Origin of the sequence: Bacillus sp. 220_BSPC, from assembly GCF_001054655.1 — a bacterium.
In the GTDB taxonomy this organism is placed as follows: domain Bacteria; phylum Bacillota; class Bacilli; order Bacillales; family DSM-1321; genus Peribacillus; species Peribacillus frigoritolerans.
Genome location: NZ_JVPL01000233.1, coordinates 21,303 through 40,010, shown reverse-complemented (window position 1 = coordinate 40,010; position 18,708 = coordinate 21,303). Strand labels below are relative to the sequence as shown.

General features: G+C 40.5%; 13 protein-coding genes, 2 pseudogenes and 1 riboswitch. Of the genes and pseudogenes, 11 read left to right on the top strand and 4 right to left on the bottom strand.

Translation table 11 applies throughout. From position 1 onward, the window contains the following. Positions 1 to 140: 140 nt before the first annotated feature. The 3 genes from ADA55_RS18105 to ADA55_RS18095 all read right to left on the bottom strand — a co-directional run bounded on the left by ADA55_RS18105 (position 141) and on the right by ADA55_RS18095 (position 4,180). Positions 141 to 1,577, bottom strand: coding sequence for an amino acid permease (locus ADA55_RS18105; RefSeq protein ID WP_048686436.1), 1,437 nt, complete (start codon positions 1,575 to 1,577; stop codon positions 141 to 143). Positions 1,578 to 1,945: 368 nt separating this feature from the next. After that, positions 1,946 to 2,896 carry an arginase gene (gene rocF / locus ADA55_RS18100; RefSeq protein ID WP_048686433.1) on the bottom strand — a complete coding sequence of 317 codons (951 nt, stop codon included), beginning with the start codon at positions 2,894 to 2,896 and terminating at the stop codon, positions 1,946 to 1,948. 552 nt (positions 2,897 to 3,448) lie between these two features. Further along, positions 3,449 to 4,180 (bottom strand): hypothetical protein, encoded by a 732-nt coding sequence (locus ADA55_RS18095; protein WP_048686432.1) that lies wholly within the window; start codon positions 4,178 to 4,180, stop codon positions 3,449 to 3,451. 185 nt (positions 4,181 to 4,365) lie between these two features. On the opposite strand from ADA55_RS18095, the gene ADA55_RS18090 reads away from it, so the two are divergent. From ADA55_RS18090 to ADA55_RS18045, 10 genes and pseudogenes are all read left to right on the top strand, one after another. Continuing rightward, positions 4,366 to 5,250, top strand: a complete 885-nt coding sequence (locus ADA55_RS18090; RefSeq protein WP_048686430.1) for a hypothetical protein — start codon at positions 4,366 to 4,368, stop codon at positions 5,248 to 5,250. A 297-nt stretch (positions 5,251 to 5,547) separates the two neighbouring features. Beyond that, complete coding sequence (locus tag ADA55_RS18085; protein WP_048686428.1) at positions 5,548 to 7,167, top strand: amidohydrolase; 1,620 nt, start codon at positions 5,548 to 5,550, stop codon at positions 7,165 to 7,167. Between the two features lie 102 nt (positions 7,168 to 7,269). After that, positions 7,270 to 8,502, top strand: a complete 1,233-nt coding sequence (locus tag ADA55_RS18080; protein ID WP_048686426.1) for a Zn-dependent hydrolase — start codon at positions 7,270 to 7,272, stop codon at positions 8,500 to 8,502. Positions 8,503 to 8,636: 134 nt separating this feature from the next. Continuing rightward, entirely contained in the window at positions 8,637 to 8,837 is a 201-nt protein-coding gene (locus ADA55_RS18075; protein WP_105718858.1) for a DUF3311 domain-containing protein, read from the top strand. After that, positions 8,834 to 10,318, top strand: a pseudogene (locus ADA55_RS18070) (sodium:solute symporter family protein). The gene ADA55_RS18075 and the pseudogene ADA55_RS18070 overlap by 4 nt, the downstream one beginning before the upstream one ends. A gap of 52 nt (positions 10,319 to 10,370) precedes the next feature. Continuing rightward, complete coding sequence (locus ADA55_RS18065; protein WP_048686424.1) at positions 10,371 to 11,237, top strand: carbon-nitrogen hydrolase family protein; 867 nt, start codon at positions 10,371 to 10,373, stop codon at positions 11,235 to 11,237. Between the two features lie 322 nt (positions 11,238 to 11,559). After that, a complete protein-coding gene (locus tag ADA55_RS18060) occupies positions 11,560 to 11,877 on the top strand; it encodes a DUF3870 domain-containing protein (protein WP_034312026.1) in 318 nt (105 codons plus the stop codon). 161 nt (positions 11,878 to 12,038) lie between these two features. Continuing rightward, the gene (locus tag ADA55_RS18055) at positions 12,039 to 13,199 is read left to right on the top strand and encodes a DUF819 domain-containing protein (protein ID WP_048686422.1); all 1,161 of its coding nucleotides are present in this window, start codon (positions 12,039 to 12,041) and stop codon (positions 13,197 to 13,199) included. Between the two features lie 15 nt (positions 13,200 to 13,214). Next, a complete protein-coding gene (locus tag ADA55_RS18050; protein WP_048686420.1) occupies positions 13,215 to 14,297 on the top strand; it encodes a dipeptide epimerase in 1,083 nt (360 codons plus the stop codon). Between the two features lie 16 nt (positions 14,298 to 14,313). After that, the gene (locus ADA55_RS18045; RefSeq protein WP_048686418.1) at positions 14,314 to 15,324 is read left to right on the top strand and encodes an NlpC/P60 family protein; all 1,011 of its coding nucleotides are present in this window, start codon (positions 14,314 to 14,316) and stop codon (positions 15,322 to 15,324) included. 330 nt (positions 15,325 to 15,654) lie between these two features. Here the strand turns inward: ADA55_RS18045 and ADA55_RS18040 are convergent, their stop codons facing one another. Then, complete coding sequence (locus ADA55_RS18040) at positions 15,655 to 16,029, bottom strand: DUF2294 domain-containing protein (RefSeq protein WP_048686417.1); 375 nt, start codon at positions 16,027 to 16,029, stop codon at positions 15,655 to 15,657. 243 nt (positions 16,030 to 16,272) lie between these two features. Beyond that, positions 16,273 to 16,414: riboswitch (cyclic di-AMP (ydaO/yuaA leader) on the top strand. Positions 16,415 to 17,014: 600 nt separating this feature from the next. Between ADA55_RS18040 and kdpA the strand changes: the two are divergent. Then, a pseudogene (gene kdpA, locus ADA55_RS18035) lies at positions 17,015 to 18,687 on the top strand (potassium-transporting ATPase subunit KdpA). Positions 18,688 to 18,708 lie beyond the last annotated feature (21 nt).

Here is an 18,708-nt window from a genome sequence, read left to right as displayed (position 1 = left end):
GGTAGCTCGCAGGAATGGTGACTAAATAAAAGAAATACCCTGGGTGTGTAAACATCCAGGGTATTTCTTCTTTGAAAAGCAATCTTGATGGATTGTAAAAATCGCTTTTCACCACTTACTATACTTCGCAGCGTTCTGGATTAAATGACCATTTTTTTACCGGCATTTAATTCAACTTCCTGCTTAGGCGTTTCTATGGTCTTGTTTTTCTTCACTCTAAAGTGATAAACCGCATAACATCCAAGGAAGAATGCTCCCCCGCAATACAAGGCCATTCGCTGCTCAGGAACAAATGCTAAACTGATCATGACGATGCAGTTTGTTACTAAAGCAAGAATGGGGATGAATGGGTATAACGGAACTTTGAATTTCAGATTTTCTATCTTTCCACCTTGGCGGGTATATGATCTTCTAAAAGCAAGAAGACTAGCAGATATGGCAATCCAGCCAATTTGTGCACCTAATCCTGCAAGGGAGAGAAGAAAGACAAATATAGTGTCTGCAGCTACTACACTAGAAAGTAAAGACAAACCGGCAATCGCCAGGGTGATGAGCAGGGCATTAAGCGGAATTCCTCTCTTATTCACCAAACCAAGCTTCGGACTTGCCATACCTTCCCTTGAAAGCGAGTAAAGCATACGCGTTGCAGCGTAAAGGCCGGAGTTCGCCACTGACAATAGTGCTGTAAGAATGATGAAGTTCATGATGTCAGCTGCATACGGAACCCCGATACTATCCAGTACAACAACAAATGGACTTTCTGAGATACCTGCTTTTTCCCTTGGAATCAACGCCGAAAGTACAGTGACCGAAAGAACAAAGAAGAAAAGGGTTCTCCACACCGTTTGTTTGATGGATTTTGGTATGACCTTTTCAGGGTTTTCACTTTCTCCAGCGGCAATTCCGATTAACTCTGTGCCCTGGAAGGAAAAGTTCACTGTAATCATTGTGATTAGCAGGGCCGATATCCCATTAGGGAAAAGACCCTCAGCGAAAAAGTTTGAGAAAAATGGAGTCTCTTGTCCACCTTTCATATCAATCAAACCAAACATAGCAGCACCGCCAACGATGATGAACAGAATGATGGCCAATACTTTTATGCTAGAAAAAACAAATTCCGATTCGCCAAATGCCTTTGCTGATAAGGCGTTTAGTGAAAAGATGAGAAAAGCAAAGATTGCACACCACATCCAAACGGGTGATTCAGGGAACCATCTTTGCATAAGCTGGCCAGCTGCCAGGAACTCCAAGGCAACTGTAACTGCCCAACCTAACCAGTAAAGCCATCCAATGGCAAACCCGGTGCCAGGACCGATGAACTTTGTTGCATATGTCTGAAACGAACCGGAAACAGGCATCGCAACGGAAAGTTCACCTAGACAAAGCATCGTTAAATACATGATGAAGCCGCCGACTATGTAAGAGAGGATAGCGCCGAAAGCTCCTGCTTCATGAATGGTATAGCCCGAACCGATGAAAAAGCCCGTACCAATACATCCCCCTATTGAAATCATAAATAAATGTCTTGCTTTCATGCTCCGTTTTAATTCATTTGGTTGATTTTCTGCTGTTTTCATTGAAAAACTCCTTTACCTGATGGGTGCAAACGGTTTCATTTATGGACGTTATTAGGGAATTTTTGTTTTCACAAGTCTAATAGCTTAGAATCTGATTCTTAGATGATGTCGAATTCCCTCCGAAAGGAGATTACTTCTGCATTAAATAAGCATGAGTCAATATACATAGGTACCTATGCAGAATTAATTTCGAAAGCGCCGCTTATTAAAGAAAAGGAAGCCAAGCGTCAGGAAACTAGGGATGTAAATTGATTCAAGTCGATCATCCGCCAATGGAGGAAGAAGCTCATAAATGAAGTATGGGCTTTTTCCTATGGAGTATCACTTTAAAGGACTCTCTATCTTTCTATCAAAAACAAAGTGTCCGATTATTTAACTTGAGCCAATAAATCAGGAGTGATATGTTCTTCCGCTCCATAAAGTAATTTTTCCCCAAGCAATGAGCCTATTAATGCGACAGCAACTTCAGCCGTTTTATTATGCTCGTCCAATATTGGGTTTATCTCAACAAACTCTGCCGATGTAATGATATTAGCTTCAGCCAGCATTTCCATGGCAAGATGGCTTTCACGGTAGCTAATGCCTCCCATTACAGGCGTACCGACCCCTGGTGCATCATCTGGATCAAGACCATCAAGATCAAGTGATAAATGTACAAGATTCGTACGTTCTTTCAGATAGGCAATCGATTCTTCCATCACTTTTGTCATACCCATTCTATCAATCTCATGCATCGTATAGACTTTAATTCCTTTTTCCCTGATTAACTCTTTCTCACCTTGGTCTAAAGAACGGGCACCAATGATGACAATGTTCTCTGGTTTGACTTTTGGAGAATATCCGCCGATGTTAGTCAGTGCAGGGTGGCCAAGACCCAAACTTACGGCTAGGGACATACCGTGTATGTTTCCTGATGGGGAAGTTTCGGCAGTATTTAAATCTCCATGTGCATCATACCATATTACCCCTAAGTTTTCAGTAGACTTCGCTAAACCGGCTAATGTCCCGATAGCAATGCTGTGATCTCCCCCTAAAACTAAAGGAAAACGATTTGCTTGGATGACTTCATCCACTTTTTGACTTAATTTTTCATTACCTTCTGCTACATCCTGCAGATTCTTTAAATTTGTGTCACTATCACTTTGTGCTCTTTCCTGTATTTCTACTTTAATATCACCTTCATCACGGACAGTATAGCCAATGTTTTCAAGTCTTTCACTTAATCCTGCATATCTGATGGCACTTGGCCCCATATCCACTCCTCTTCTAGTTTGACCAAGATCCATTGGCACACCAATGATTGAAATTTCCTTTTTCATATGTAATTCCTCCTTCGATTTTTCTACCCTAGTATAAGGGTAAAAGGATAGATGACTCAACTCGACATTTTTTTGAATATTTATACGATTGAAAAAAGGGTAAAAGTCCTGGGTTAAAATTCCTATTATTGATTATTTATGAATAGAGTATATTACCACCGAGGGTATAATGAGGATTGGCTGAAATCCTTTGAAATCTGAGATTGTTAAGATTTTTATTCCAGGAATGGAAGTGATAGCGTTACCAATCGGAATCGGTGGCCGAAGGAAGATTCTGAAGATATTGAATATATTTTACTAGTTACATTTATTCATAAAAAGTAGCGGTTTCACCTTAAATGCATGGAAGGATTCTTCGTTTTTATATTAAAAAAATTTTTTTGACGTGAGAATAAGAACTTTTCGCCAATGTGGTTAACCGCGATAAACGATTCATTTCAAAAAATTGGATAGTTTACTAGAGGAAAGAGCCATTTTGAAGGGTTTGTTTCCCATATACAAAAAAGGTAAAGAGCAACTGCTCTTTACCTTCCTGTTAAACTATATGATGGTTTAAAACTTTTTATGCCATTCGTCATCTTCAAGTGGCACACCATTGGTACTAATATTTTCTACAATCATATTTCCATGTTTAAGGATTCTATCTTTTTTTAGGGCATTGATAACTGAGGTAAAGCGGTCTTCATCTGCATCCTGTTTCTTACGTGAAAGGGTAATCCGAATGGTTGGGGAAACTTCGTAATCTTTATAGCTGGCTGGTTTATTCGGATCAATCTTCAATTCTTTACCGATCCCCTCATCAAAGACCAAGAGTAATTGATTATAATCGCCTATTTCTTCTTGAATCTCCTCCCAATCTTCGCTTTCTGCAATATCTTCCATTTCTTTCGAAATCAACACGTCACCCAGTTCTTTTTCAACATATGGCCTAATTTCCTTCTCTGCATCATCTTGCCATTTATCAGAAAGAAATGTATCCTCCATTTCCCCTGTTTCACCATTAAAGAAAACGAGAAATTTCGTACCATATTTTTCATGTTTCACTTTAGCTGCGTATTCAAAATAGCCCCGGTTTCCCATATTGTCATATAGGACATCATATATTTCGGTTCCTTCATCAAAAGTTTCCTCTAAATATCTTTCAGCTTGAACCCGGATCTTCTTTTCTTCATCAGGATCTGCTTTCATGCTCTGTGTGAATGAAAACAAAAGGATCACCACACCGACCAAGATGATTGAAAAAACACCTAATAAAGTAAGTAAAATCTTCTTTGTTTTGCTCAAGGAACACCCTCCTGTAATTACTTAAAATAATTCCCATATTATTCTAACATCTTTATCGCTCATTTTTCTATGGAAATTGAGCCTATCTTTTCCCCAGTGCGAAATCTAAATTACCAGCCCTCCAAAAGATCGGGATACTTTGTTACAATAAATAAATCCTTAGTACCCTAAAGGGAGAGATTGACTTGGAAACCTATCAAAGAAAAATGAACCATAATCGGGATGAATACAGAAAGTTGCGGTGGAAACAGCATCGTATACAAGTTACAGGTTTATTCGATGCCGTTTTTTCGAAAAAAGCGTTCGTAGATAAAGTGGCAATCGTCGGAGCAGGCAATTGCGATGATTTGGATATAGAGTATCTGGCAACTAAATGTAACTCCATATTCCTATTTGATATTGATATGGAAAGTATGGAAAAGGGTACGGCAAATTTGCCTGAACGGACCCGGGAGAAAATTCAACTTATTGAAATTGATGTAACAGGCCTCGATAAAGTGGATTTTGATCACCACCTATCTTCCATGCTGAATCGTGGTGAAACGGCAAAGGGAATTATTCGGTATCTAAAAGATACCGAGAATCGGTTAGGTCAGCTTTCTGACCGTGTTTTTGCTAATTATTATAATGATTTTGATATCGTGGCAACTTCCGCCATTTATACTCAACTATTTTATAATTGGGCCATGGAGCTTCTTTCCGATCATGCAAACCACTATCGGAAAGAAGATGCAGAAGAGATGAAGAATGGAATTTTGGATGTAAGGGATGAAATCGTTCGTACAGTGAATCACTCTATTTCTAAATGTACCAAGCAAAATGGATTCTGTATTACATGGACTGATATCTTAAAAATCGAACCTGAGTATATGGATACCATTAACGAAGGGCTGAATGCCATCTTTGCATTGGCCTCGAACGTGGGATATGGGGCAGCCTTGATAGGGGTAAAAACGTTTATTGAAAAAGTGGATAAAAGCGAATTAACCCTTCGATACTGGCCATGGGATTTTCAAGAAAACAAACAGTATTTGACCATTGGCATTATCGGGAGAAACAATCGGTTGTAATTGAATAATGGTGGGATAGATAAGCAAATAAGCAGCTGAATCTATCCTTTTTTGATTGGTTATAGTCCCCTTAGGAATAGAGGGGGCTGGTGCCAGCAAACCATGGGAAATAAGACATAATTATATAAAAGGTATAAAAAAACGATGATATTTTTAACTATTTGTCTAATGATTTCACAATCTGTTGTGGATATAATGAATCTGTTGAAAACAGAATATTCCGATAAGTGGCGACGGGGACAGCAAAGGAAGAAGTGGCAGAACTGAGGGTGAAACAAAAAGGAAGGGGTGTGTTGGTTGAAAGCTCATATCGTGTTCATAAACGGCGAAGTCATAACCGTAAATCAAAAAAATGAAGTCGCGGAAGCCCTGGCAATTAACGGTGACCGTATCTCGGCAGTCGGAACGAATCAGGAAATCAAGGTATTTATCGGAGAAGAAACAAATGTGATTGATTTACAGGGAAAGTCATTACTTCCTGGGTTTATAGATTCACATATTCATCTTATCTTGTATGGTGTCAATCAATTGGCAGTAAGCTGTAAAGCTGAACATATCAAATCTGTAGAAGATTTGTTAATCGATCTGAAGAAAAAAGCTTCGACGATCCCTAAAGGTGAGTGGATCCGCGCTTGGGGCTTCAATGAGACCACAGTGAAAGAAAAACGTTATCCAACAAAAGCGGAATTGGATACTATTTCAACAGACCATCCCATTATCGTGAACCGCACATGCAGCCATATAAGCGTGGTGAATAGCAGGGCGCTAGAGATTGCTAGAATTGATGAAAACTCAGAGAATCCCACTGGAGGGATCATTGAAAAGGATGGAGCGGGGAGGATTACAGGAAAACTCATTGAAACAGCAAATATGATAATGGCCGACAGCGCAAGCTATTCAGAAAGTGAACTGTTGAAGGCAGTCAAAATAGCATCGGAGCATTTCATTGAAGCAGGCATTACAAGCATTCATGAAGCTGGTGCTCATGGTCCTGAAAGTTTCCGTTTAATGCAGCAGGCCATAAAAAATAAGGATATTCGTGTCCGTATCTATGCGATGGTCGGTTCATTGAATAATTCTCATGAATTCGTGAATAAAATGGTAGATTCGGGAGTGATAACCGGAACGGGGGACGAAAGATTCAAAATCGGACCAGCCAAATTGTTTACGGATGGCAGCAGTACCGGTCCGACAATTGCCACCCGTGAGCCTTATACGAGTGATCCTGGTTATTCCGGCATTCTTTATTATAAAGAAGAGGAGATCTATCAAGTATTAGGTCAGGCACATAAAAGAGGCTTTCAGATCACAGTCCATGCCCAAGGAGACAGGGCAATAGAGATGTATTTAAATTGCGTGGAAAAGGCTTTGAATGAATCGCCCAGAAAAGATCATAGACATAGAATTGAGCATGCTGGAATAGCTTCGCCAGATTTACAAAAGAGGATGAAAGAACTTGGAGTCATCCCAATCCCCAACCCCCCATTTCCTTATGAATTCGGTGATATATATATTGAACATTACGGCAATAGGGTCAACCATATGTACGCTGCCCGTGATTTTATTGATAATGGCATCTTGGCCGCAGCCGGTTCAGATGCTCCCGTTACTGATCACGACCCTATATTAGGCATACACGTTGCTGTTAATAGAACAAGCAGGTCTGGTACGGAAATAGGTGCGATTCAATCGATTAGCGTATTGGAAGCCATTAAACTTTACACATGGAATGGTGCGTTTGCTAGTTTCGATGAAGAAGTCAAAGGCAGCCTAGAGGCAGGGAAGCTGGCCGATCTAGTAGTATTGAATGATAGTATATTGAAAGTGGATTCCCAAAATATCAAGGATTTGAAAGTTGAATCGACGATTCTGAATGGGGAGATTCTTTATCATAGGGAAACAATGGTGGAAATATAATCTAGCGTGACTATTCTAAAACAACAAGACCTTCACTTACATTTTTTTGGCTTAAGCGAACGAAGAGGATTTAGCAGGTTATCTAAAAGGGGGATATTCGCTATGAAAAAGCAAAAATTATTAATTAATGGTGAGAGGCTGAGTCGTACGCTAGAGAAATTTGCTGATTTTGGACGCACAGAAAACAACGGGGTCACACGGCTATCCCTTTCCGACGAAGATCGATTAGTCCGTGATTATTTTTGCGCTTGCTGTAAAGAATTGGGTATGACCATTAAGGTTGATGATATGGGGAATATTTACGCCACTTTAGCGGGACTTGAAAACAAACCACCTATTGTAATGGGATCCCATATGGATACAGTAAAAAAGGGCGGGCGGTTTGATGGTATCTTGGGTGTAGCTGCAGGCTTGGAAGTCGTGCGTACTCTGGTCGATAATAATATCCAGCCTAAAATTCCGGTAATGATCGTCAATTTTACGAACGAAGAGGGAGCCAGATTCGAACCTTCCATGATGTCTTCGGGAGTTCTTTCGGGTAAATTCGAAAAATCCGTCATGCTGCAAAAGACGGATAGTGAAGGAATCACTTTCGAAAGTGCTTTGAATGCCATTGGATATGCAGGGGATCAAGAGTCTCGTTTAAAAGAAGCGACTGCATTTCTAGAGTTGCATATTGAACAAGGGCCCATTCTTGAACGTGAATCTCTCACGATCGGTGTCGTTGAATGTGTCCTTGGTATGGTGTGCTATGAGATAGAAGTTACAGGCGAATCCGATCATGCAGGAACCACCCCGATGAATATGAGAAAAGATGCTTTCTTCACTGCGAATAGCTTGATTATGGAGGCTCGTCAGAAGCTAGGCATGCTTGGTGACGATTTGGTTTTTACGATGGGCAGAGTGAATGTGTTTCCGAATATCCATACGGTCATCCCTAATAAAGTGGTTTTTTCGCTAGAGGCAAGACATAAAGATTCCAAAGTCATCGAAAAGGTGGAGGAAGTCATTAAAAGCCTTATAACTACAGGTTCAGAAGACGGCTGTGACATCCAAGCGAAAAAATTGTGGGACAGGGATACCGTTTGGTTCGACAAATCCATTTGCAATTTGCTTGAGCAATCGACCAATTATCTAGGCCTACCCTATAAAAGAATGGTAAGCGGTGCAGGACATGATGCACAGTTTATAGCCAGTTATATACCTACTGCCATGGTTTTCGTCCCAAGCATCAACGGAAAAAGCCATTGCGAAGAGGAACTTACTACTTGGGAAGATTGTGAAAAAGGCGTCAATGTAATATTGGAAACGGTCCTTGCCATCCAGTCATCTTAAGCGGAAATATGGTTGGTTGAATACAGTAAATAACAGTGACCGAAGGGTGCTATCAAACCATCAGTTCAGTATGAAAGTCAGCTTGACTGATGGTGATGCATCCTGTAAGGAACCTAAATGGGGGAGGGTATAATTTGGATGCAATTAAGCTATTGCTTTTTGTTCCATTTATAGGGTTTTTAGGTTTATTGCCCTATGCAAATAAAATAGAACCGTACATATTGGGAATGCCTTTTTTGTTATTTTGGGTTGTATTTTGGATGGTGATGGCATCGATTATCTTAATGATCGTCTATAAGTTCGATCCTGATAATAAAGGGAGTGAATCTGAATGAATCTCTCATTGTTCATTATTGCCATATTCTTGGTTCTAGCACTTTATTTAGGGATTAAAGCAAGAAAAGGGAAGGATATGGATATGGAGCAATTTGCCGTAGGGGGCAGGGGCTTCGGTACATTCTTCATTTTTCTCTTGATAGCAGGTGAAATTTATACTACTTTTACATTCCTGGGCGGAAGTGGGTGGGCATACTCAAAAGGTGCCGCTGCTTATTATGTTCCCGCCTATATTTTCTTAGCTTATGTCCTATCATATTGGCTCGTCCCTAAAATATGGAGATATTCAAAACGACATTCCATTATCTCTCAACCAGAGTATTTTGCATCTAAATATAAAAGCAGGTCTATGGGGATGATCGTTGCTGTATTGGGAAGCTTAGCCCTCGTGCCGTACATAGTCATACAGCTCAAAGGATTGGGTATCATTGTTTCAGAAGCATCATACGGAGCAATTTCACCAGTTGCTGCAAGTGTGATCGGTGCTGTGGTCGTAACTACCTATGTAATGATTTCAGGCATTCATGGTTCCGCATGAACAGCCATACTGAAAGATTTCATGATTTTGGTGGTCGTCATCTTTTTAGGGATTTACATTCCAGTTCATTACTTCGGAGGCATACAGCCAATGTTCGAGTCCGTGCAAGCTGCTAAACCGGAAATGTTGGTTTTGGCGGATCAGGGATTGAGTCAGTCCTGGTTTGTGTCCACCGTTTTGCTGAATGCACTAGGATTTTATTTGATGCCACAAACATTCATGGTCGTATTATCGTCCAATGGGGAAAGGACCCTTCGCAAAAATGCGATTGCATTACCCTTATACACATTGTTGCTGCTGTTCGTTTTTTTCATTGGATTTACAGCCATCATGGAAATCCCGGGTTTGCAAGGGGCGGATGGTGATCTCTCACTTTTAAGGCTGGCGATTCAAACATTCGATCCATGGGTGATAGGGGTTATCGGAGCTGCAGGTTTATTGACGGCACTAGTACCGGCTTCAGTCATGCTAATGGCTGCATCTGTAGGTCTGACAAATAGCTTTTTCAAAGTTCTGGTCCCTGCTGCGACTGAAACACATCAATTGATTGTCTCAAGGATAATCATTATTGGTATCTCAATCATTGCTTTAATTGTAACGGTTACAGGCGGCGAGGCTTTGGCCATCCTGAATATCATGTCTTACAGTTTAATTACGCAACTGGCCCCGTCCTTGTTTTTCAGTTTGCCAAAAACCAATATAATCAATAAGTATGGTGCGATGGCTGGAATATTGGCAGGTGTCCTGATTGTTTTATATGCGACAATTGCAGATGTGAAGGTTGCTACATTCCTGCCAAATACCCCACATGTAATTAATGATATCAGTACAGGCGTCATTGCTTTGTTGATTAATTTACTAGTAACATTCCTTGTAAGTGCCCTGACTAAACATATCTCCATGCAACAGACCGAAATGACTGATTTGGACAAGATATCCTGATTTCATTTAAAAGTCTGGAAGAACTGAAAAAACATGATATGGGAGGGCTTTTGTGAAAATTAAAATAACGGCTTGTCAATTTCGTGTAGAAAAAGTGTCAACTTTCCTTGAATTTCAGGAACAAGTAGAAGACTTGATCACCCAAGTTCCCGTAAACTCGGATTATATCATTTTTCCTGAACTGTTAACTATCGGATTATCAGCGGCCTTTGGAGAACAGGATGCTTCGTCCGTTATCAGGATCGATGAATATACCAATCAATACAAAGATCTTTTCAGGTCACTTTCAAGAAAAAGAAAACAGGTCATCATTGCAGGCACTCATCTGGAGCGCCGCGAAAATGAATACTACAATATTGCTTATATTTTTGATGAAGACGGATCAGTCGTTGAGCATAAAAAGACTCATATCTTTCCTGCTGAAGCGAATTGGCATACTTCTGAAGGTGATGAACTGGAGGTTTATTCCGTGGGTCCGGTCAAGATAGGAATAGCGGTATGTTATGAAGCGGAGATACCTGAAATTTCAAGGATATTATCAGTGAACGGGGCCGACATCATTTTTTGCCCATCATACACATTTACAGAGGCTGGTTTTTGGCGAGTTCGCCATTGCGCACATGCGCGTGCAATCGAAAATCAGGTATATTTTGTTCATTGCCCCACTGTTGGTGAACCAGGATCACCCTTACCAAACGGATATGGCCGTGCCAGTATCCTTAGCCCCTGTGACAGCGCTTGGCCTGCTAATGGAATAGTGGCCGAGGCGGTAATGAATGAACATACCATCATTACCGGTACAGTGGATATGGACGAACTTTATGAGAATCGAAAAAGTGGTGCAGCAACCACCTTCAAGGATCGTAATCGCCGAAAAGGTATGTATGCGAAATATGAGCCATACGAAGGGCTGAAATGATGTGTTGGATCCCGAACCATTGTCGTCCGAATGTAGGTCCAATAAAGTGCGGGGGTAGGTTAAAAAAAATGACCCCTGAAACGAGTCCTTTTACAATACCTGGTTATTCTTCGTGATTTTCCAGTTTGATAGGTGTATTAGTTATAGAACTTATCTATGCTCTGGCCGAAGGAATCGGAAATTGACTTAATATACAAAATATATTGTCAAATGATTGCTATATATATTAAAATATATATAACCATTTCATATTGTAATAATATAGATAGTCACCCTATTTATACCTGTTATGATGTCTGTAATGGCAGGAGGCACAACAATCATGTTTCAACAGAATACAGTATATATAGTTGGCGAATCGAAGGCACCGTCCAATAATCCAATTACACAGCAATTCAACTGCTTTTTCATCGGGTTCGTCATTGATCGTGATACGCATGAAATAGTGGATGCGGAATGCTCGACCACGATATCGATTACATCACGCTTCATTCAATCCATGTTAGTTGGTAAATCCATTCTTCGGCCCGATGAATTGGAGACAGAAATTGAGCAACGGTATTTTGGTTCATCTCAGAAAGCACTGACCGTCGCCCTAAGGAATGCCAGCATCAAATATCAGCAACTTTATAAGTTATAGCTGCTTCTTTTGTCAGTCGCAATTGAAATCCAGCTGTTAAAGAGTGCGTACGCGCTCTTTGGCAGCTGGATTTTTCTATTTAGTGCCATGCAAGAATTAATAGATGAGTGTGAATAAAATGGAAATTACCTTATGTTATAAAATTTAAGGAGGTATGGAATATGATTCAAGATGGTGTGATGTTTGTCTGCTTTTTATTGGCATTTACTGCCGTGATTGCGGTTGTGGAAAAAAAGATAGGAGGAAAGTTCTTCAAGTATGTTCCTGGTATTGTCCTTATTTATATTGGAGCGGCTCTGATGAAAACATTCGGGGTCTTTTCAGATAGTGAGTCAGTCGAAAGTGCATATGGCACCATACGGGGGCTCCTGCTGCCTGCCATGTTGATGCTTATGCTTTTACAATGCGATATGCGGAAAATCATCAGGCTTGGACCAAAGATGATTTTAACTTTTTTTGCGGCTTCATTCAGCATTATTGGAGGGTTCACTCTTACTTACGTTTTAATGAACGGCTTTTATGCGGAAGGAACTTGGAAGGCATTCTCGGCTTTGAGCGCAAGCTGGACAGGGGGCTCTGCCAATATGGTGATCTTGCAAGGAATACTCGATGTGCCTGAAAATATTTTTGGCTATGCGTTGATCATGGATACAGTCAATTATTCCATTTGGGTCATGTTCTTGTTTTGGCTGGTGCCTCTTGCTGGTAAATTCAATATTTGGACAAAAGCGGATACATCTTTCATTGATCAAATGACTTCCGAGCTTGAAGCGGGGGAAACCGCCAAGACGGAATTTGGATTCGTGGAATTGATCGGTTTCTTGGCGCTAGCTTTAATTGTTTCAGCAGGTGCAACCAAAATTGGGGAGAGACTGCCGGTACTCGGTGCCGCTGTGAATGGAACCACTTGGACGATCATCATCGCTTCGACCGTAGGATTAATTCTGGCTGTCACGAAGGTTGGGCGTATTGCCGGTTCCATGGAAATTTCCAAAGTCATGCTTTATATCGTCATTGGTTTAATTGCTTCCCATGCCGATTTTTCACAGTTGTTTCAAGCACCTGTGTATATTATTTCCGGCTTTATGATTCTATTCTTTCATGGATTGATCATGGTCATTTTGGCCAAAATCTTTAAGTTGGATCTATTTACAATGGGAGTTGCCTCTTTGGCCAACATAGGGGGCGTGGCATCGGCCCCCATATTGGCAGGTGCATTCAACCGGGCGCTAATACCGGTCGGGATATTGATGGCAGTACTTGGCAGTCTTCTGGGCACCTATTTTGGAATTCTTACATCATATATCCTCTCAAGCTTTTAAGGAAGGGTTGTTAATATGAAGATTGAAAGTTTACAAGTATCAGTGGAAACCTTGCCACTTGTCAAGCCATTCAAGACTGCATTGCGCACTGCAATGGAAATTGAAAACATCATGGTTTCCGTAAAATTGGAGGATGGAACGGAAGGTTTGGGGGCTGCAGCCCCAACGGTTGCCATCACAGGTGATTCTACAAAAGGAATCATGACGGTCATTGAAGAAGTAATCACACCACATCTAATTGGCCGCAACATCGAGAATATCAATGCATTGTCTCAGCTGATCCAACGATCCTGTGTAGCTAACACAAGTGCAAAAGCTGCTGTTGAAATCGCATTGTACGACGCAGTCAGCAAACGATGGCAGCTCCCATTATATCAATATCTTGGCGGTAAATCTAATGTCCTGAAAAATGATATGACAATCAGCGTTGATGAACCTGAAGAAATGGCAAAGGCGGCATTGTCCCTTATCGAAAGCGGATTCTCTACGATGAAGATAAAACTGGGGAAGGATTGGAAGAATGACGTGGAGCGCGTTGCCTGCATTCGTGCTGCCGTTGGCGAACAGGTTATGATCAGAATTGATGCAAATCAAGGGTGGACAACAAAACAAGCGATTTCCATCATTCATGAAATCGAAGAAAGAAAGCTGAACGTTGATTTGGTGGAACAGCCCGTGCAAGCCCATGATATCGAAGGATTGAAAGAAATAAAACGCTCTGTCCAAGTGCCGATCATGGCCGATGAAAGTTTGTTTTCCCCACGTGATGCCATGAGGCTCCTGAATGAACATGCTGTTGATTTCCTTAATATCAAATTAATGAAAACTGGCGGAATTCGACGTGCACTCCAAATCGCCGATATGGCAGAAGCAGCCGGGGTGGAATGCATGATCGGGAGTATGATGGAATCATCCGTTAGTGTAGCGGCCGCGGCTCATCTGGCAACCGCCCATCCAAATATAACGAAGATTGATTTAGATGCCCCATTATGGATTAAGAATGAGCCATTTGAAGGCATTCAATTTATGAAAGATCAACTTCTCATTTCCGATAAACCTGGACTGGGAGTCAAGAGGAAATCCTCTTTTACTCAATAAAAACAATTTCGAAAGGGTGAATGATTTGAAAAGGTTAACCGTTTTTGTTTTATCTTTATTTGCTTTTGGTATTTTAGTATTCAGTCCCAATGAAGCTAGTTCCAGGGAGAAGCAGAGAATTGCCTATGTTGATGTGAACGTGGCCACTCTTTGGACTGAGCCGGGATTATTAAGGGAAATCGATGCCCCTTCTGCATCGAATCCCGCTGATTTGAATGAATGGATCGGCTCAATGAAATATGAAGACAAGCTGTGGCTTGTAGGTAACCTGGAAACACAAGCTTTATATGGTTCTAAAGTGACGATTCTTGAAGAACGGGGTGGATGGGTGAAAGTAGCCGTTGCCAATCAACCTACACCCCGTAATGATATTGGTTACCCAGGATGGATGCCAAAGGCACAATTAAAAGACGGGCATTCTTTTGAGAAGCAATTTAAACGAGGATTTGCCCTTATAAATGCCCCAAAGACATGGCTTTATTCGGATTCGAAACTTCGGTCCAAATTCATGGAAGTCAGCTTCAATACCCGCCTTCCGCTATTGCAGGTGAAAAGAGATAAAGTGAAGGTGATGACACCGGGTAATGGGGCAAAATGGATGGAAAAGCAAGACGTGTCAGTCTATCAAAATGAAAATCAAATACCAGCCCCGACCGGTAAGGACATCGTTGAATCAGGAAAAGCTTTTTTGGGGCTACCTTACCTATGGGCTGGAATGTCCGGTTTTGGATTTGACTGTTCTGGATTTACGTATACGATGTACCATGCTAATGGAATAACGATCCCAAGGGACTCTTCCATTCAGGCTCAGCATGGCAAAAAGGTTGAAAAAGAAAATCTACAACCAGGTGACTTACTATTTTTTGCCCATGATAAAGGGAAAGGAAAGGTGCATCATGTCGGAATGTATATTGGTGGCGGCAAAATGATCCATTCTCCTAACAGCTCAACACATGTAAGGATAGATGAAATAAAAACATCAGGATACGGAGAGGAATATGCCGGAGCAAGAAGATATATCGATTGATGCTCAATGGAGATAAACTAGAAATAGATTATTATTTTAATAGTTTAAATTACTACAGAATCCAAGGTGATGATTCTGACAATAATCGAAAAATAAGAATTTTTATTGGTATAAGAATTTTTGGAATTTTAAAAGAAGATTAATCTACCGTTTATATTCGTTTTTTAGCAGGTGGTTTAATGGGAGAATGTATGAAAGATGGTTAAAAGAAAAATTATCCATAAAAACCATCAGTAGGGGAAAATAATGATTTTCCCCTACTGATGGTTCTAAATACAAGTTCAGTTAAAAATATTTTAATATAATATTTAACTAGAAGAATTGCACCTTTTATTTGATGGTTTCAAAAAGACGTTCCAAATCCTTATCCATAATGAAAACTTCGATTCTTTCACCTGTTTTAGTGCTTATATCACTGTGAGATGAAAGTACTTTACACCCCGTAAGATCTTCAACTATTTTTTCATAATCCTTAGTGTACATTTCACGAAGTAATGAACGCATTTTTTTCACAAGTTTTTTGCCTGAATTGTGACTCACAAGGTGCTTTTCCTCTACAGTAAGGACTCCCTTGAAGCGGGTTATCAACATATCATTGATTATATAAGTTTTCGTTTCCTGAGGTCCTCTTCCAATCAATTCACGCTGGAATTTAATGAATGCTTCGCTTATTTCAGCTTCGATCCTTTTCTTTGTACTTGACATAATGCCTCCAGTTCATCGACGAATTTATGGGATTTATCATAATGCCACGTCTAAGTTCCTGTCAATAACTGTTTGTAAAACTTTAGAAAAAAGTGAAAAAGTTAGTAAATTGAAGAAATACATCATTTTTAACGATGAATTGGGTGAATATCGTCTTAATTAATCAAATATGAAGGTTTTTAATGGTTTTTATGAGTTTACAAACCTTGAATGAGGAGCGTACAATAATCCTCATGAAAAACAATTAGATACCGGCCAAATCTCAAGTGATTGAGAACGGAGGACCCACTATTTATGGGGTTAATTCTGCATTTGCAGAAGGGATGAGATACTCTTTCGCCATCCTACCCGTCAGCTAACTTCGTCGGCTAAAGCGAAGGAGGTCATAAGACCACCTTGATTCAGGAGGCTTTTTTGTTATGCTATAGCAAAATGGCAATCTGACATTTCCGTAGGTCTTTTTATTATGCCTATAATTGAAAAGGTTTCTTGGAAGACGGATCGTGGAGTAGGCGCTAATGCTTGCTGGGCGTTAAGTAGACCAATGATTACTTTTTCTCCAACTAAATGTTTGTTTCTGTATATCTTTCTTTTTCTGATTCGTCATGGTTCATGACGCTGTAGGAAGGAGATTGCATTTGTGCAGTGCTGCAAACTTGGGGAAAAGTAACATTGGTCTATTTTTTTATGCCTTAAAGGACGTCTGTCTGAGCAAAAGAACAGTTTAATGGAACCTATCTTAAAGGAGGTGAAGGAGAATATAGGCTTTATTATTGCGGGAAAAGAGAAGGGGATAGATAATATATCCATTTCGTTGGTGGCTATTACAAAAATGAATGAATCCTAAAAAGAATATAAACGGTAATTGCAAAGGGAGCGTAGGGAGATGTTCTTATTGATAATCGTCGGGGCGGTAACGTTGTATTTAATACATGCCTTCATATATCCGGAAAAATACTAAGGGTGACTTACGGAGGAGAAGTAAATGGATTTATTGCAAATCGTTGTGGTATTGGCAATTGCGGTTGTATTAGCGATACCAATGGCTAAATATTTAACGGATGTTTATTCCCTTGAATTAACGAAACAAGATCGCGTGTTTGGAGGGATGGAAAGGTTTATCTTTAAGCTATCCGGCTTAAAGACGGGAGATATGAAATGGCAGCAGTACACCAAGGCACTTCTGATAAGTAATTTAGTGATGTTTATTATCTCTTATATTATCATTCGCTTCCAAGGGGAGTTACCTGGCAACCCCAGTAAGATTGCCAACATGGAGCCATTGTTGGCATTGAATACGGCTGCAAGCTTTCTTACGAATACCAATTTACAGCATTATAGTGGGGAATCGGGACTTACTTATTTATCTCAAATGGCAGTGATCATATTCCTGATGTTCACGACCCCAGCTACCGGCATTGCTTTATGTATGGCTTTTTTTAGGGGCTTAACCAGCCAGCGGAGTCTAGGAAACTTCTATGTGGATGTAATACGAACGATTATCCGGGTTCTGCTACCATTATCGATATTGATTGGTTTAGTCCTAGTATCCCAAGGCGTACCGCAAACATTTAGCCCGACGGCAGTAGCGACAACATTGGAAGGAGACACCCAAAATATAGCAAGGGGACCTGTAGCGGCACTAGAATCCATTAAGCACTTAGGCACTAATGGGGGAGGGTTCTTTGGGGTCAACTCTGCCCATCCATTTGAAAATCCTAATGGTTTCACGAATGTTTTGGAAATACTATCCATGTTTCTTATACCCGCTGCCCTTCCGTTGACTTTTGGATATATGGCGAGGAATAAGAAACTAGGCTGGATCCTATTTTCAGCGATGGCATTCATGTTATTTATCTTCTTAAGCATTACGTATATTAATGAGAAAAATGGTAATCCAGCTTTGGAGCAAATTGCCTCTCACAAACTGAGGGAAGTATGGAGGGGAAAGAGGTGCGCTTCGGGGTGGCTCAGAGTGCATTATTTACAAGTATAACTACAGCTGCAACTACAGGATCGGTAAATAATATGCATGATACCCTAACACCGCTGGGAAGTATAGCTCCACTTGCAATGATGATGTTGAATTGTGTATTCGGCGGGGATGGTGTGGGTACGGTCAATATTCTCATGTACTCAATATTGGCTGTATTTCTTGCCGGACTTATGGTGGGACGTACACCTGAGTTTTTGGGTAAGAAAATTGAAGGCCGGGAGATGAAGTTAATAGCTATAGCGATTCTGATCCACCCATTGATCATATTAGTTCCATCTGCCATCGCTTTAGCGACACAAATGGGTTCAGCTGCTATATCAAACCCGGGCTTTCATGGTATTACTCAAGTAGTTTATGAGTTTACTTCATCAGCAGCAAATAATGGTTCGGGTTTTGAAGGATTAGGAGACAATACCCCTTTTTGGAACGTTTCCACTGGTTTAGTCATGTTATTCGGACGTTATTTTTCAATGATTGCCATGATTGCCGTCTCAGGATCATTACTGGTAAAGAAGCGTGTTCCTGAGACTATAGGAACGTTCAAAACGGATAATGGTACGTTCTTTGTCATTCTTTTGGCTTCAGTTTTGATTATTGGAGCTTTGACTTTCTTTCCAATCATTGCGCTTGGACCGGTTGCTGAGTGGCTTACGATAAGATAAATGTTGAAAAGGGGCATTTCA

Excerpts from the sequence above, each read along its gene's own strand:
- ADA55_RS18105 (WP_048686436.1), bottom strand. The coding sequence starts at position 1,577 with ATGAAAACAGCAGAAAATCAACCAAATGAATTAAAACGGAGCATGAAA.
- rocF (WP_048686433.1), bottom strand. The coding sequence starts at position 2,896 with ATGAAAAAGGAAATTTCAATCATTGGTGTGCCAATGGATCTTGGTCAA.
- ADA55_RS18080 (WP_048686426.1), top strand. The coding sequence starts at position 7,270 with ATGAAAAAGCAAAAATTATTAATTAATGGTGAGAGGCTGAGTCGTACG.
- ADA55_RS18060 (WP_034312026.1), top strand. The coding sequence starts at position 11,560 with ATGTTTCAACAGAATACAGTATATATAGTTGGCGAATCGAAGGCACCG.
- ADA55_RS18055 (WP_048686422.1), top strand. The coding sequence starts at position 12,039 with ATGATTCAAGATGGTGTGATGTTTGTCTGCTTTTTATTGGCATTTACT.
- ADA55_RS18050 (WP_048686420.1), top strand. The coding sequence starts at position 13,215 with ATGAAGATTGAAAGTTTACAAGTATCAGTGGAAACCTTGCCACTTGTC.
- ADA55_RS18040 (WP_048686417.1), bottom strand. The coding sequence starts at position 16,029 with ATGTCAAGTACAAAGAAAAGGATCGAAGCTGAAATAAGCGAAGCATTC.